This window comes from Deltaproteobacteria bacterium (assembly GCA_019309045.1).
In the GTDB taxonomy this organism is placed as follows: domain Bacteria; phylum Desulfobacterota; class Syntrophobacteria; order BM002; family BM002; genus JAFDGZ01.
On the sequence record JAFDGZ010000010.1, the window covers coordinates 41,717 to 57,457 of the forward strand.

Sequence of the window (15,741 nt, forward strand, 5' to 3'; positions counted from 1 at the left end):
GCTGCCTCATGAAAAACAGCCTTCAGCGGCCACAGTTTCCCGCATGGCAAGGTGAAATTTCCTTTCCACAGCCCGCACCCGTTCAATTCTGGAAGCGCCCATGAACACCCGGTAAATGGACTCTTTTTCCAGGGCAGACCTCTCCAGAAGTCTCTTTTCGAGCCTGTAGAGGGCCTGGATGGATTTGTCACAGACGGGATAGCCCCTGTCGTCCACGCTGATCTCTGCAGTGAAAGAGACTGTCGAGATATTGTTGATGTCCACGAGCTTGACATCCGCTTCAGGAGTAACGAGCAGATTGCTCAGGCCGGCAAGGTCGGGAACGTGCTGGGCCTCGACAATCATTTGTTTCACATTGTCCACGAACCGGGAAGTTCTGCTCTTCAATCTCTGCAGCCAGGCAGCTGCAGACAGTGAAGGCGGGTTGTCACTGTTGCTGCAGAGCGAACCGTGAAGCGAAAGCAGGTAGTCAGCATCCAGTCTACTCCAGGGATCCAGGACCACGCCTGCCACGTATTCCTGCAGGCCGCAAAGGACAATGTGGTACCTGCCGCCGAACTGGTAGTCCACCAGGAACTCTTCCGACTTGGCATGGCAGAGGGGCGACAGGTAAGCTTCAATAATCTTGACTCTTTCGAGCTCCTCCTGAGCTTCGCCGAGATCCTTGAACCGGGTTCTGAATATCCTGAGCATCTTCAGTGGCCTGGCCCTGGGATAGCGGTGAAGACCGTCCAGCAAAACGCCTCTCTTTTCGAGGGCAACATCCTCGGGGTCGAGGACTTCCATGATGTGTGAGCGCAGCCCGGCGCGAAAATGGCGGCGGAAGCGGTATCTGCCGCTGTCATGGATGAAATTGAGGGCCAGCACGTCCTCTTCGCTCAGACAGGGCTTGTCTCTTATGTCAATCGCCTCGTTCATTCCTTCTCCGCAGAAAGGTCTGCTGCCATTGCTGCACTGCTCTGTCCCGGATGTTCTGTTGCCGGCAATGGTCCAGGGTGCTGCAGGTGCTATTCATTTGAACCAGTATTGCGGCGGCAGAGAAATTGCCGCACTACCTGGGCAGCCCCCTCTTCCTCCAGCTTCACCTGCAGGGCCAGGCAGAAGAGCTTGCCCTGCAGGGTGCCCACATATAACCGCCGTGGTTTGATGGCCGGGGAAGTAGCTGCCGGGAACCCCAGGGGCACACACCAGCGCATCTTGTGATCAGCAGCGCCGAAGCCGTAGACGCGTCCCTGGGCCGAGAGGTAGATCATGTCCCGCGCCGCTGCCGGCGTGGAAGGGTAGCCGAGGAGTCTCTCCTTCCACAGCTCCTGGCCGTCCTCGGCTCGCAGGGCATAGAGGTATCTGTCCCGAGAGCCCACGTAGACCACGCCGTTTTCTTCGAACACCGAACCGTGCACCTCGCCGCCGGTGGTGAAAGACCAGAGCAGCTGCCCACTGTTGGCCAGGAAGGCATACACCTGGTGATCCGTGGAGGTTGCGTACACTACGCCATTGCAGACGCGCGGCAGGCCGTAAATCTTTCCTGCTGTGCTGGCGTGCCAGAGGCACTCGCCTTCTGCAGGATCTATGCAGTAAACAACCCCCTCTCTGGCGGCGACAAAGATTTTCTTGCCCCAGCTGCCGCGGGCCACGAAGATGGGACCCACCACATTGAAAGTCCAGATCTTCCTGCCGCAGCCAGAGTCGATGCCATAGATTGTCCCCTGTTCCGAGCCCACAAAGACTTTATGGTCCCAGACATACGGGGCGGAGAGCGTCTTCGATGTCTGGAAACACCAGCGCCTGCTGCCGTCAGCCGGATTCAGGGCAAGGAGGCTGCCTCCAGTGCAAACAAAAAGAGCGTCTTCTGCCAGCCAGGCCGAGGACCAGCAGCTGCCGGCAGAGTGGAGCTGCCACAGGAATTCACCACTTTCAGCATCCACTGCGTAGAAATATTCACCGCTGCCGAAATAAAGCCTCTCTTCGCTCATGGCGGGCACCCGGGGGATGTTGCCAGCAGTCTGGCAAACGAAATGGATTTTCGGGTCGGCCTTGACCTCCGGCAGCTGGGTGAGCAGCTGTTCCACTGTTTGCTGCCAGTGTGGATTGCTGCGGAGCAGGCGGACAATCTCCAGATGTGGCTCATACTTGGCCAGGCGGAGAATCAGCCGAACCAACCGCTCCCTGTCTCTCTCCCGGGCGACGCGAGAGCGGAGGGTGCCTATGGCCGCCTGCCGGAAGCCTACGGTTTTGACCTGCTGCTGCCAGTCTTTCAGGCTGTTGTCATTCATGTCGAGCAGATCTTCCCGAAAAATGGTTTGACCGCAGCTGCGCCTCCAGGATATTGAAATCCATATGAGCCGGAGCCGAGTCCAGAGCAGCCCAGCTGTTCTTGCCCTGGCAATCGGCTGGCTGCGGCTCATTGCCAGGCCTGCAGTTCAATTATATTGCCCTCCGGGTCAGCCGCATAGACGAAAGTGAGCCTGCCTGCACCCCTTACTTCGAGGGAAGCAATGTGGCCCACCATGGAGCCGCCGCCGCTGACAACCTTTGCCGCTGCTCTTTCCACATCAGCCACCTCGAAGGCGATATGGCTGAATCCTTCCCGATTGGCGGCAGGCGGCAATTTGGGGGCGTTTTCTGCATACTGGAAGATTTCCAGGGTCGGGCCGTCATCACCCCAGCCAGGGAGACGCAGGTGGATGCCGGAGATCTTGGCCCCTGGCACTCCAGTCCCTCTGTCGATCGTCTCCCCTGCAAGGTGCCGCTCCGGCGGCACCGGCTGGCAGCCGAAGACCTGCTGGTAGAATTCGGCGAGCCTTTGCCAGTCGCGGGCAATGATATTGGTGTGCTTGTACCTGGCTTGCATGGCTGATTCCCCTGGCGTCATACCGCCCTTTCGACTTTCCATCTGCTAACATAACACGAAAGAGATCACAAAAACGACGACTCCCAGGAGCCGCGGTTTTTTGATCGACATCAAGGCAGTTCTCTGGCCAGCAGCACGCAGGCGACCTGGCCGGACGGCAGCAGGTACTTTCTGTAGAGCTGCATACTGTAGCCTGCCTTCTCATAAAATGGTACGGCATTCAATGTTGCCGTCAGGTGCAATGTCTTTACCCCTGCCTTTGCCGCTGCACTTTCCATAGCCTGCAAAATATGGCTGCCGATGTGGCGGCCGGTATATCCAGGATGCACGTATAATTCTTCGATTCTGCTGTTTTCTGAATCCAGCTGGCCGAAGCCAACAACTGAACCGTGCTCTTCTGCAACAAAGAGCTCCTTCCTGCAGATGGCATTGTCATAGCGCTCTGGTTTGAGCAGTCTGGTCCAGGCCTGTATTTCTTCCTGGCTGTAATGGCTTTTGCACGTTTCTTCTATGGCAAGGATTTGCAGCCGCCAGATTGCCTTCCTGTTTTTCAATGTGGCCTTTCGTATAGTTATCATTCCAGTCAGCTATTCGGCCAGTTATCGGGTATCAGGGCACAGGGCATCCTTCGACAGGCTCAGGAAGGGTAGGGGCACAGGGCACGGTATAGCTTACAGGGAGGAAAGTCCACGGTCAACAGCGCCTGGCGCCATCTTTGCCTGACGCCCTGCGCCCTGGATAGCGATAACGGAGCCTCAACATTGGGGCCATCTTTGGCAGCCGCAACCTTCAGGTTGCGGCTAGGGCTATTATTACAATATGCCATGCCGCAATTGCTTTTAGAAATCGATGTCAACACGTGGCAGCACAGACTCCAGCCCAAGGCTACCAGCTTGTTGCCCTTGCCGGCAACTGATAACTGATAACGGTCCCGCCTGTCTGCTATGCCGGCCTTGAGACAACCGAAAAACATCAGACCATCATATGCTGCCGTTGGGTAAAGCTTGACACACAAATCTCTTTCGTCCTACACTCCCTTCCATCGAAAGGGAGTTCTTATCAATGGTTATGGTCACGGCATTGCTTTTGAGAGATGCGATTGCTTCCAGCGACTTTCCCACCCATAATGCCTTCCAGGAAGACCACGGAGGTATAGACGCCTTCGTCGCCGGGTCTAGCGCGGTCGAATATCTCCATGTGCCGCTGCACCTGCTGCCGCTTTATCAAGCCGGGCCGCCCTCGGCGCCGGGGCCGAGGATGAGCCCCTCATCAATATGTGCTGGAGGGAGGTGGATAGTCCATTTTCCCGATCAAATAGCGGCTACGGCTTGATGGCAGAATGAAAGTGCACCTGACAACCAGTATCGTCAACCAGGCGTGACATGGGATTGGAGGCACGGCAACGCGCTGGTAGCCGCAGGCTCTAGCCTGCGTTGCCCTGTGTGGCTGTCTATTTCAGCAAGCAATTGCACCATGGTGCCATTGTAGTACTGGCCGCTGGTTCAACCTTCAGGTTAGCCGCCAGCAATCGGCTGGTGAAAGGGATGCACTTTCATTTTGCCATCAACCGCTATGGACCAGACACAAGAGAAAGGTTCCTGAAACCTGCGTAAGGGCCGGGCTGCCCTGGTGGTGGCACAACTCTTCCAGGGCCAGGACAGCCAGAAAACTGTCGTTAGGAGGGAATCATGGACGGCGGAGTTTGGTTAAAGGGGTTCAGGGTGTGGATTTTCAGGGGATTCTGGAGCGTGGCGGCCCTGGCAATGGTTTTGGGATTGGGCCAGGGTTCTTCACTGGCGGGCGCTGCCCGGGGGTCCTCTGATCAGGGAGTGGAAGTGCTGGCCGCCTATGGCCGCCTGCCTTTGCATTTCATTGCCAACCAGGGACAGGTGGACGGCCGGGTCTGGTTTTATGCCCGGCGTGGCAGCAGCACCTTCTTTTTCACCCGGGAGGGGCTGGTGCTCAGCCTGGCAGAGGTGGCCCCAGAGCGGAATGAGCCGGCCGGCAAGCCAGACTCCCAACGGGCGGCGGTGCGTCTCACGCTGGTGGGCCTGGCCCCCGGCGTCCAGGTGCAGGCGGTGGAGCCCCTGCCGGGCCGGGTCAACTATTTCATCGGCAATGACCCCAAAAAGTGGCGCAGCAACATTCCCACTTACCGGGCGGTGGTGTACCGGGAGGCCTATCCGGGCATTGACCTGAAGTTCTACGGCAACGGCCGACAGTTGGAATACGACGTCATTGTGCGTCCGGGGGCGGATCCGTCCCATGTGCAGTTTTGCTGCCAGGGGGTTGAGGGTCTGGAAGTCACTCCAGCGGGGGACCTGGTTCTGGCTCTGCCTGGTGGGGGCAAGCTGGTGCAGAAGAAGCCGATGGTCTACCAGGAACTGGGAGGCCAGCGGCAGGTGCGGGGCGGCCGCTTTGAGGTGCAGCCTGCCGGCGAGGGCTATGTGTACGGTTTCACCCTGGCAGCCTATGACCTCCACCGTCCTCTGGTCATTGATCCGGTGCTGGATTACTCCACCTACCTGGGGGGCGGCGATAAAGATTTTGGTCAAGCCATTGCGGTGGACGGCTCCGGCTGCGCCTATGTCATCGGCCAAACTTACTCCAGTGACTTTCCCACCTACAATGCCTACCAGGTGGACCAGGGGGATGTGGACGTCTTTGTCACCAAGCTGAGCGCCGGGGGCAACGCACTGGTCTATTCCACTTACCTTGGTGGCAGTTCAACGGATGATGGTCGCGCCATTGCGGTGGACAGCTCCGGCTGCGCCTATGTCACTGGCAAGACCCACTCCAGCAACTTTCCTACCACCTTGTTTGCCTTCCAGAAAGACCAGGGAAGTGGTGATGCCTTCGTCACCAAGCTGAAAGCTGGGGGCAGCGCTCTGACTTATTCCACTTACCTTGGGGGCAGTTCAAACGATTTTGGTTACGGCATTGCGGTGGACAGCTCCGGCTGCGCCTATGTTACCGGGTACACTGACTCCACTGACTTTCCCACCCAAAATTCTTACCAGGGAACAATAAAGGGATCTTTCGATGCCTTTGTCACCAGGCTGACCGTCTGGGGGAGCGCTTTAGAATACTCCACCTACCTGGGAGGCGGCAATGATGATCGGGGTCGCGCCATTGCGGTGGACGGCTCCGGCTACGCCTACGTAACCGGCTCCACTGACTCCACTGACTTTCCCACCAACAATGCCTACCAGGTGGACCAGGGAGGTCGGGATGCCTTTGTCACCAAGCTGAGCACCGGGGGCAGTCCTCTGGTCTACTCCACCTACCTGGGGGGCAGTGATATTGATGAAGGTTGGGGCATTGCGGTGGACAGCTCCGGCAGCGCCTATGTCACCGGCTTCACTGACTCCAGCAATTTTCCCTCTCACAATGCCTACCAGGGTGACCAGGGAGGTCGGGATGCCTTTGTCATCAAGCTGGCTGCCGGGGGCAGCACTCTGGCCTACTCCACCTACCTGGGGGGCGGCAATGATGATCTGGGTCGCGCCATTGCGGTAGACGGCTCCGGCAGCGCCTATGTTACCGGCTACACCTGGTCCAGCGACTTTCCCACTCACAATGCCTACCAGGGTGACCAGGGGGGTCTGGACGTCTTTGTCACCAGGCTGAGCACCGGGGGCAACGCTCTGGTCTATTCCACCTATCTGGGAGGCAGTGGAGGTGATGGTGGTTGGGGCATTGCGGTGGACGGCTCCGGCAGCGCCTATGTCACCGGCACGGCTGAATCCAGCGACTTTCCCATCCACCATGCCTACCAGGGAGAACTATTAGCGGGTTGGGACGCCTTTGTCACCAAGCTGAGGTCTGGATCCCCCCATATGCCGCTGGACCTGCTGTTGCTGGATTAGAGGGAGCTGCCCTCGGAACAGGGGCCGCGGATGAGCCCCTCATCAGTATCTGCCGGCAGGAGGTGGATAGCTCCATTTTTCCCGATCAAACAACGGCTACGGGTTGATGGCAGAACGAAAGTGCACCTGACAACCAGTATCGTCAACCAGGCGGGGAGAGGGAATAGGAGGCACGGCAACGAGCTGATAGCCGCAGGCTTTAGCCTGCGTTGTCCTGTGTTGTTATCTATTTCGGCAAGCAATTACGCCAGGGCCATTGTAATACTGGCTGATGGCTCATGCTTCTGGTCAGCCGTCAGCAATCGGCTGGTGAAAGGGGTGCACTTTCATTTTGCCATCAACTGATAACTGATAACTGATAACTGATAACCGATATCCCCCTCATCTCTCATAAGGCCAGTTGGACAGGCCTCCCGTAAGACTTCTGACGCGCTTGCAGCCGTGCATGGCCAGGATGCGGTGGCCGAGATACGAGCGCAATCCCTGAGAACAGTAGAGAATAATTTCCTGTTCCGGGTCGAAATCCTCCAGATGTCGGCGCAGTTCGTCAATAGGAATGTGCAGAGCCCCGGGCAGGGTTCCTGTTTTCCTCACTTCCATTCTGGTCCTGACGTCCACCAGCACCATGGGCTCGCCTCTGTCTATTTTCGCCACGAGCTCTTCGGGTGTGACAGGATTCCAGTCGCCTTGCTGGTAATTCTGACCCACGGCGCCTGCCACAATTATGGGATCCCTGGCGGAAGAGTAGGGCGGTGCATAGGCCAGGTCCAGTTGCAGCAACTCCTCCTGGGTCATATTGTTGTAAAGGGCGGTGGCCATAACATCGATGCGTTTGTCCACTCCCTCCTCGCCGATGATCTGAGCTCCGAGCAGACGCCCGCTGGCACGATCAGCCACCGTTTTGATATAGAGAAATTTGGCGCCCGGGTAATACTCCGCATGATGCGCCGGTTCAATATAGATGGCCAGGGGAGAGAAACCCTCGGCCAGGGCTTCCCTTTCTGACAGGCCTGTCCTGGCCACTGTGAGATCGAAGACTTTGACGATGACCGTGCCGGTGAAGCCCCTGACCGCGATGCGGCGGCCGAGGGCATTGGCGCCTGCTGCCCGGCCCTGTTTGTTGGCTGCCGACCCCATGGGGATGAGAGCCGGTTTCCCGCTCACCAGGTTGATGGTCTCGATGCAGTCGCCCGCAGCAAAAATATCCGGGTCGCTCGTCTGCATATATTCGTTGACCTTGATGCCGCCTGTAACGCCGAGCTCCAGGCCGGCCTGTCTGGCGAGATCCACATTGGGACGAATGCCGATGGCCACCAGAACCAGGTCAGCAGGAATCTGCCGGCCTGCAGTAGTTCGAACCAGGCCTCGGCCGTTGTGCTCCTCTATGGCTTGCAGGCCTTCAGATAGATAAAGGTTTATCTCCCTGGCAGCCACGTGCCGGCGTACTATTTCAGCCATTTCCCAGTCGAGAAAGGTGAGCATCTGGGGGGCCATCTCGACTACTGCAACCTCGAGACCCCTGAGAACAAGACTCTCCAGGACCTCCACACCAATGAGACCTGCTCCCACCACTACTGCCCTGCGAGGTTTTTTCTCTTTGAGGAAGCCAGAGATGCGGTCAGTGTCTTCAATGGTCTTGAAAGCCGAGACAAAAGGCAGATCTATGCCCGGGAGCTGCGGCAGGATAGCGTGAGACCCTGGGGCCAGAATAAGGCGATCGTAGCTTTGCTCCTCCATTTCCCCATTGTTGAGGTTCTTGACAGCTATTTTCTTGTTGCGGCGATCGATGGCGGTTACCTCTTTGCGGGTATGGGCCTCCACCCGAAAACGGCGGCGGAAAAACTCAATGCTGCTGACGAGCAAGCGCCTGCGAGGTTTGATAACACCCCCCAGATAATATGGGAGGCCGCAGTTGGCATAAGAAATGTCAGGCCCCTTTTCGTACATGATGATCTCTACTTGTTCGCTGCAGCGTCTCGCCTTCGCTGCTGCCGAGGCTCCGGCAGCGACTCCGCCGACAATGACCAGTTTGTTAACTTCCATAAACAACCCTCCAGGACAGTAGGAAAAAACCAGAATTCCACCCCTGTAGGGGCATGGTCATGGTTTAAATTTTAAACAAGCAGTAATATTACCCGATAACTAGGAAAAAGAAAAATAGTACTGTTCCCCTGCCCGAAGAATTTTCACTATTTTTTGTTGCGCGCCGGGAGCCATTTTGGTAAAAAGAACCTGGTATCAGGCGCACCAGCAGAGGGCACCGGCGCACGATGTCCCTTGCCTGTGAGTTCAAGTCATTCTTATCCAATTGGGCGCGCTCTGCATTATTGCTCCCTGTTTTTTCTTGAACACGCTCTGTGAGCAGTGCGGCTGCACACCAGGAAGGGGTCTCTGCAGACACCGGCATCAGGGTTCTGCGGCGAGCAATTCTGTGAATCTCTGTTTTCTTCTGGGGGGCACCATGAGAAACAAGGTTTTCTGTCTGGTCATCTGGGTATTGAGTCTCTGGGTCGCTGGTGCAGCAGCAGCTGCGGCCATGGATCTTTCCTCTTTTTCTCTACTTGCCGAAAACAGTGTCTGGCTGCGGCAGGGGGCCGCAATACACAGCGGCAATATCGGCTGCATGACAGCGAGTCCTGGCCCCTGGTTGGACTCCCAATCGGAGGTCACCATTGGACTGAGGGCGGCAACCGCAGATGGGGCGGCAATCTATGCTGACACGGTCAAGATAAAGCTCAATGGCTCGGTAGATGATATCTACACGAACGAGCTCATAAACAACGGCACCATAAGGGGCGAAATATTCAGCCCGCTTGCACTTCCCCTGGAAGTATCTTTGCCCGAGTTTCCCGCCTGCGCACCAGGACAGGAGGATGTCACCGTTGGCAGGGGCGAGACCATGCTGCTCGAGCCCGGCTCTTATGGAAGGATTCTGGTGAGGGCCAGGGGCAGACTCATTTTTGCAGGGGGCAGCTATCAGGTGGAAAACCTTGATCTGGGCTACCTGGGGACAGAGCTCCTGTTCAGAGAGGCCACAGAGCTGGTGATCAACAACCGTCTGCAGCCTGGCTACGGCGCCTATATCGGTCCTGAGGCAGGCTCGGGCGTCAGCGCCGGAGACATCCTCATCTATGTAAACGGTATAAACGGCAAGACCGGCAGGCTGCATGCCATTCCCAAGGCTGCCACCATAGGCTACCACAACACGGTGCAGGCAAACATCTACGCGCCGCATGGCACCATTTTAATCAGGCAGGGAAGTGTTGTCCGTGGCGCCTTCATAGCAAAGGATATCCAGGTGGGGTTGGGTGTGGAAGTGAGCCTGGAGAGCGGCTTTGGCGCTGTGGCGCCCACAGTGACGATGTCTGCAACACCAGAGGCCATTGTGGCGGGTGAATCTACAACGCTTTCCTGGGAGGCAACAGATGCTGAAACTGTAACTATTGATCAGGGAATCGGCAAGGTGACTGCCGAGGGCACCCTCGAGGTATCTCCCACGCAGACCACCAGCTATACCATCACGGCCACAGGTCCTGGGGGCACAGCCACAGCGAGCGTCACCGTGACTGTGACCTGGGCGGAGCCCACAGTGAGCATCTCTGCCGCGCCGGAAAGCATCCTCTACGGTGAGTCGGCAACCCTTTCCTGGTCATCCGAGCATGCCGGTGCCGCCAGCATCGACCAGGGAATCGGCGAGGTGGCTCCCGAAGGCTCGCTGCTGGTTTCGCCCGAGCGCAGCACCACCTACACCATCACCGTGAGCGGCCCCGGGGGTGCGGCCACAGCAAGTGTGACCATTGCAGTGAAAGCGAATGTGGAGCCCCTGCCCGAGGGCTCCTTCGGCAAAGACTACGAGGACCAGATCCCGCCTGATGCCACGATTGGCTCCTACGAATCGAAACGCTTTTCCCTGGTCACCGGCCTGGTGGAGGATAGAGAGGGCGTCGCCATAGAGGGCGTTGCCATCACCATGCTGGATCATGCTGAATATGGTACCGCGCTCACAGATGCAGAGGGAAGATTCAGCGTGCCTGTGGAAGGCGGCAGTGCAGTTGTTGTGGTCTATCAAAAGGAAGGTCTCATCACCGCCCAGAGGAAGGTCCAGGTGGGCTGGAACGATATTGCCGTGGCGGACACTGTGACCATGATAGCCCCCGACCCGGAAGCCACGCTTGTTACCTTCGACGACAATCCGGAGACGGTGATTACCCACGAGAGCACGCAGGTGACAGACGAGTTCGGCACACGCTCCTGCACTCTGGTCTTCACTGGTGATACCCATGCCTATGAAGTGGACGGGCAGGGGAATGTCATCCGGGAGCTCTCGCAGATCACCATCCGGGCAACCGAGTATCCCACGCCGCAGTCCATGCCCGCTCTGCTGCCTCCCACCTCTGCCTTTACCTACTGCGTGGAGCTCACTGTGGACGGCGCAGAAAGGGTGCGCTTCGACAAGCCCGTTATCAGCTGGGTGGATAACTTCCTGGGCTTTGGAGTGGGTGAGATTGTCCCTGTGGGGTACTATGATCGGCAGCGGGGCGTGTGGCTGCCTGCTGACAACGGTCGGGTGGTGCAGCTTCTGGACAGGGATGGAGATGGTGCGGTGGACGCCCTGGATGCAGACGGTGATGGTCAGGGCGATGATCTCGATGGCGACGGCAGCTTCCAGGATGAGGTTCAGGGTCTTGTAGATGGGACAAGGTATGTCCCCGGCGCCACTTTCTGGCGCCTGGAAGTAAGCCATTTCAGCCCCTGGGATGCCAACTGGCCATTTGATTTTCCTCTGGGAGCTGGGCCGCCCAATCCTGCAGCCGGCCCCACAGTCTCCCAGCAGTGCACCCGCGACTGTCAATCACCCCAGATCGGTTCTTATGTGGAAGAGCGAAGCCGCATCCTGCACGAAGACCTTGCTATCCCCGGCACGCAGCTGGCCCTGCATTATTCCAGCAGCAGGGTTTCCGGATACGGCTACCGGATCACGGTGCCTGCAAGCGGCGCTGCGGTTCCTGCCATGCTCAAAAGGATTGAAGTGGAGGTGAAGATTGCCGGCAGGACCTTGCGGCAGCACCTGGATCCTCTGCCCGAGCAGGTGGCGGAAGTGACCTGGGACAGCCGGGATCATCTGGGCCGGCTGGTTACCAGGCCCACAGTTGCCAGAGTATCTGTGGGCTTTGTCTACGATGCAGTGTATTCCAGGGCCAGGGCTGTGGTCGACTCTTTCGGCCAGGCAGGCATCGGGGCGACGGCCATCCGGGGCAGGCAAGAGGTTATCGCCTGGAACCGCTCGGAGATCATCATTAACCGGGGAGCCCTGAAAGCAGACATCGCCGAGGGTTGGACCATCTCGGTACATCACCAGCTGAGTCCCAGCTATCCAGGCACACTATTCAAGGGTGACGGCGGCATGGTGCAGAACAGCAGCAGCATCATAACCACCATTGCAGGAACGGGTGTCTGGGGTTCCAGTGGTGATGGAGGACCGGGCACGCAGGCCCGAGTCAGTCCCACAGACGGCATTGCCGTGGATGCCGAAGGCAGCGTCTATTTTGCTGACAGCTGGAACCGTCTGATTCGCAAGGTTGATCCTCGAGGTATCATCACCACCGTGGCAGGAGGCGGACCCACCGGTCCTACAGACGGCATTCCAGCCACTGAAGATCGACTCGGCCAGACCTATGATGTGGCCGTGGATGCGCAGGGCAACATCTATTTACCGGACCACTACAGTGTGCGCATGGTAGATACCGAAGGGATCATTCACACGGTTGCGGGAAAAAAGATGTCAGGTTTTGCAGGTGATGGCGGTCCGGCCACCGAGGCGCTCTTTAGCATGCCCGTGGGGGTGGCAGTGGATTCCGAGGGCAATCTATACATTGCGGACTGCAAGACGCACCGGGTGCGCAAGGTGGACACCAATGGCATCGTCACTACGGTTGCAGGCAGCGGCCCGGCCAATGGCGGAAGCGGCAGTTTCAGGGGTGACGGCGGCCTGGCCACCGAGGCCCGCCTCAACAGTCCCTATGATGTGGCCGTGGATTCGGAAGGCAACCTCTATATTGCTGATCTTGGCAACGGACGAGTAAGAAAGGTGGACACGAGCGGCATCATCACCACGGTTGCAGGCGGGGGCACTCCTGGTGATGCCCTGGGTGACGGAGGGCCTGCCGTTGAGGCACAGCTCATGCAGCCGCGCCGGGTGGCTGTGGATGCAGCCGGCAATCTCTACATCACCGAGCAGAATCGCCGCATCCGCAAGGTAAACCCCGGTGGCGTGATCACCACAGTGGTGGGCAACGGCATCTATGGCTACAACGGGGACGGCATGGTGGCCACGGAGGCAGAACTAGCCGGTCCGTACGGGGTGGCCGTGGATGTGAGGGGAAACCTCTATCTTACAGACTCGCATAATTACCGGGTGCGCAAGGTGAGCCCGCCCCTGGTGCTGCTCAACAATATGGCCGAGGGAGAGATTGGCTTTGCCGAGGCAAACGGCCTCGGCTACATTTTGGCAAGCAGCGGCCGCCATCTCAGGACCACGGATCTGGCCACTGGCACAGTGCTCTACGAGTTCGGCTATGATGCTGAGGGCAACCTGGTGTCCATAACCGACCGCTTCGGGGGCGAGACAATAATCGAAAGAGACAGCAATGGTAAGCCGCTTGCCATCACCTCTCCGGATGGCATCACCACCACCCTCACCATAGACGGCAGCAATCATCTGACCGGAATCACCTGTGCGGATGGGGAGTCCTACCTGTTCGAGTACACAGATGCAGGGCTCCTCACTGCCAGGGTGGAGCCCGAGGGCAACCGCTTCGAGCATGTATTCGATGAGGTGGGAAGAGTGGTGGATGTAACGGATGAGGAGGGCGGTCGCTGGAGTTACAGCAGCAGTGCCTCTGCAGATGGTGATATCCTCACGCAAGTGGCTACTGCGGAGGGGAATCTCACCTCTTATCTGGATCATACAGATACTACCGGCGCCTACAGCTCGATAATTACCGCTCCCACCGGCGCCCAGACATTGTTTCAGCAAGCTGCAGATGAGATGCGCATTACCAAGTCACTTGCCTGCGGCATGGAGTTTTCCTTTCAGTATGGCACAGATTCAGAGTACAGGTTCCAGTACGTGCGCGAGATGAAAGAGAGCACTCCATCGGATCTCACCAGGGTAACAACGAGAGACAAGCAGTACCGGGATATGGACTCTGACAGTGTGCCGGACCGGATAACAGAAGCTGTTACGGTAAACGGCAAGACTACCACACTGGTCACTGACACGCTTCAGGCGGAAAAGAGCCTCACTTCTCCTGCTGGCAGGACGGTCACGGCAAGCTATGATGCCGCTGCCTTGCTGACCACAACTCTAACTATTTCCGGGCTTCACGATGTGAGCTATGGCTATGACGCGAGGGGCCGTTTGACCTCCGTTGCCGCCGGCAGCAGAGAGAGCAGCTTCACCTACAACGAACAGGGCTTTCTTGAGACCATAACAGATCCCGAAAACCGCACCACCACCTACGCCTACGATGCAGTGGGGAGGATGACGGGCATCAGCCGGCCGGATGGAAGCTCCCTTGGCTTCAGCTATGACAGAAACGGCAACATGACCATGCTGACCAATCCAGGGAGCATCACGCACAGCTTCGGCTACAACAAGGTAAATCTCAACAGCTCCTATGAGACGCCGCTTTCCGGCAGCTACACCTATGTCTATGACAGGGACAGGAGACTCGTCCAGGTGAACTTTCCCTCGGGAAGGCAGATCATAAACATCTACAGCAACGGCAGGTTGGAAGAGATGCAGACCCCTGAGGGCAATGTGGATCTCAGCTACTCTTGCGGCACCAGGATGGACTCTGTAAGCAAGGGAGCAGAGAGCATCAGCTACGGCTATGACGGCTCTCTGGTGATCTCCGAGACCCTGAGCGGCACCCTGAATCAAGCGCTTGCCTACACTTACAACAACGACTTCAACCTGACAGGCTTCAGCTATGCAGGAGGCACGGTCAACTACGGTTATGACAATGATGGTCTGTTGACCGGAGTCGGCAGCTTTGCGATAGCAAGGAATGCGGGCAATGGCCTTCCGGAGTCAATCACCGGAGGAGCGCTCAATCTCAGCCGCACCTTCAACGGCTATGGCGAGGTGGATGGTGAGGAGTTTACTGTGGCCGGCCAGGGGGTCGCCTCCTGGAGTCTTGCCAGGGACAATGCCGGCAGGATCACCAGTAAGAGCGAGACCGTTGACGGAGTGACCTACACCTACTCCTACACCTATGATCCCATGGGAAGGCTTCTCACCGTGACCAAGGACGGCACCCTGGTGGAGGAGTACCAGTATGATAGTGTTGGAACGCGGATCTACGAGATGAACACACTGAGGGGAATCACGGCCAGATCCTTCAATTATGACGACGAGGATCGGCTGCTCACTGCAGGAGATGCAGCCTGCCAGTATGACCTGGACGGCTATCTCACTACAAAGACTGCAGGTGCGGAGACCACTGCCTACAGCTACTCCTCTCGCGGCGAGCTTTTGAGTGTCACACTTCCCGACGGCAGGCTCATCGAGTACGTGCACGACCCCCTTGGCAGGAGAATTGCTAAGAAGATAGATGGTGTAATCATTGAAAAATACCTCTGGCAGGGGCTGACCAGGCTCCTGGCAGTCTATGACGGCGCAGACAACCTGCTGATGCGCTTTCTCTACGCCGACGGCCGCCTGCCAGTGGCCGTGGAAAAGGGGGGCGCCACCTGTTATCTCGCCTACGACCAGGTGGGATCGCTGAAAGTGGTGGCGGATGCCGCGGGCACCGTGATAAAGAGAATCGACTATGACTCCTTCGGCAATATCATAGAAGATACCAATGAATCCTTTGAGATACCTTTCGGCTTCGCAGGAGGTCTGTACGACAGAGATACTGGACTGATAAGATTCGGTTTCCGTGACTATGACCCGGACATAGGCAGATGGACCGCCAAGGACCCGATATTTTTTGCTGGTGGTGATGTTGATTT

8 protein-coding genes are annotated in these 15,741 nt (G+C 57.7%); 3 read left to right on the forward strand and 5 right to left on the reverse strand.

The features are described from left to right. Positions 1-6: 6 nt before the first annotated feature. The 4 genes from JRI89_03895 to JRI89_03910 form a co-directional block, all read right to left on the reverse strand. Positions 7-918 (reverse strand): hypothetical protein, encoded by a 912-nt coding sequence (locus JRI89_03895; GenBank protein ID MBW2070378.1) that lies wholly within the window; start codon positions 916-918, stop codon positions 7-9. Positions 919-1,007: 89 nt separating this feature from the next. Further along, entirely contained in the window at positions 1,008-2,273 is a 1,266-nt protein-coding gene (locus JRI89_03900) for a PQQ-binding-like beta-propeller repeat protein (GenBank protein MBW2070379.1), read from the reverse strand. A gap of 128 nt (positions 2,274-2,401) precedes the next feature. Continuing rightward, positions 2,402-2,851, reverse strand: a complete 450-nt coding sequence (locus JRI89_03905; protein ID MBW2070380.1) for a VOC family protein — start codon at positions 2,849-2,851, stop codon at positions 2,402-2,404. Between the two features lie 110 nt (positions 2,852-2,961). Beyond that, on the reverse strand, positions 2,962-3,429 hold the full coding sequence (locus JRI89_03910) for a GNAT family N-acetyltransferase (protein MBW2070381.1): 468 nt from the start codon (positions 3,427-3,429) through the stop codon (positions 2,962-2,964). Between the two features lie 484 nt (positions 3,430-3,913). On the opposite strand from JRI89_03910, the gene JRI89_03915 reads away from it, so the two are divergent. Both JRI89_03915 and JRI89_03920 read left to right on the forward strand, forming a co-directional pair. Further along, the gene (locus tag JRI89_03915) at positions 3,914-4,183 is read left to right on the forward strand and encodes a hypothetical protein (protein MBW2070382.1); all 270 of its coding nucleotides are present in this window, start codon (positions 3,914-3,916) and stop codon (positions 4,181-4,183) included. Between the two features lie 356 nt (positions 4,184-4,539). Continuing rightward, positions 4,540-6,720, forward strand: a complete 2,181-nt coding sequence (locus JRI89_03920) for an SBBP repeat-containing protein (GenBank protein MBW2070383.1) — start codon at positions 4,540-4,542, stop codon at positions 6,718-6,720. Positions 6,721-7,101: 381 nt separating this feature from the next. On the opposite strand, the gene JRI89_03925 is transcribed toward JRI89_03920, so the two are convergent. Then, complete coding sequence (locus JRI89_03925) at positions 7,102-8,763, reverse strand: FAD-dependent oxidoreductase (protein ID MBW2070384.1); 1,662 nt, start codon at positions 8,761-8,763, stop codon at positions 7,102-7,104. Positions 8,764-9,181: 418 nt separating this feature from the next. Between JRI89_03925 and JRI89_03930 the strand changes: the two genes are divergently transcribed. After that, a partial coding sequence (locus JRI89_03930; GenBank protein MBW2070385.1) for a hypothetical protein occupies positions 9,182-15,741 on the forward strand: 6,560 nt, incomplete at its 3' end.

What these genes read in the sequence shown, in the direction of transcription:
- JRI89_03895 (MBW2070378.1), bottom strand. Translation starts at nt 918, where the DNA reads ATGAACGAGGCGATTGACATAAGAGACAAGCCCTGTCTGAGCGAAGAG.
- JRI89_03900 (MBW2070379.1), bottom strand. Translation starts at nt 2,273, where the DNA reads ATGAATGACAACAGCCTGAAAGACTGGCAGCAGCAGGTCAAAACCGTA.
- JRI89_03905 (MBW2070380.1), bottom strand. Translation starts at nt 2,851, where the DNA reads ATGCAAGCCAGGTACAAGCACACCAATATCATTGCCCGCGACTGGCAA.
- JRI89_03910 (MBW2070381.1), bottom strand. Translation starts at nt 3,429, where the DNA reads ATGATAACTATACGAAAGGCCACATTGAAAAACAGGAAGGCAATCTGG.
- JRI89_03915 (MBW2070382.1), top strand. Translation starts at nt 3,914, where the DNA reads ATGGTTATGGTCACGGCATTGCTTTTGAGAGATGCGATTGCTTCCAGC.
- JRI89_03920 (MBW2070383.1), top strand. Translation starts at nt 4,540, where the DNA reads ATGGACGGCGGAGTTTGGTTAAAGGGGTTCAGGGTGTGGATTTTCAGG.
- JRI89_03925 (MBW2070384.1), bottom strand. Translation starts at nt 8,763, where the DNA reads ATGGAAGTTAACAAACTGGTCATTGTCGGCGGAGTCGCTGCCGGAGCC.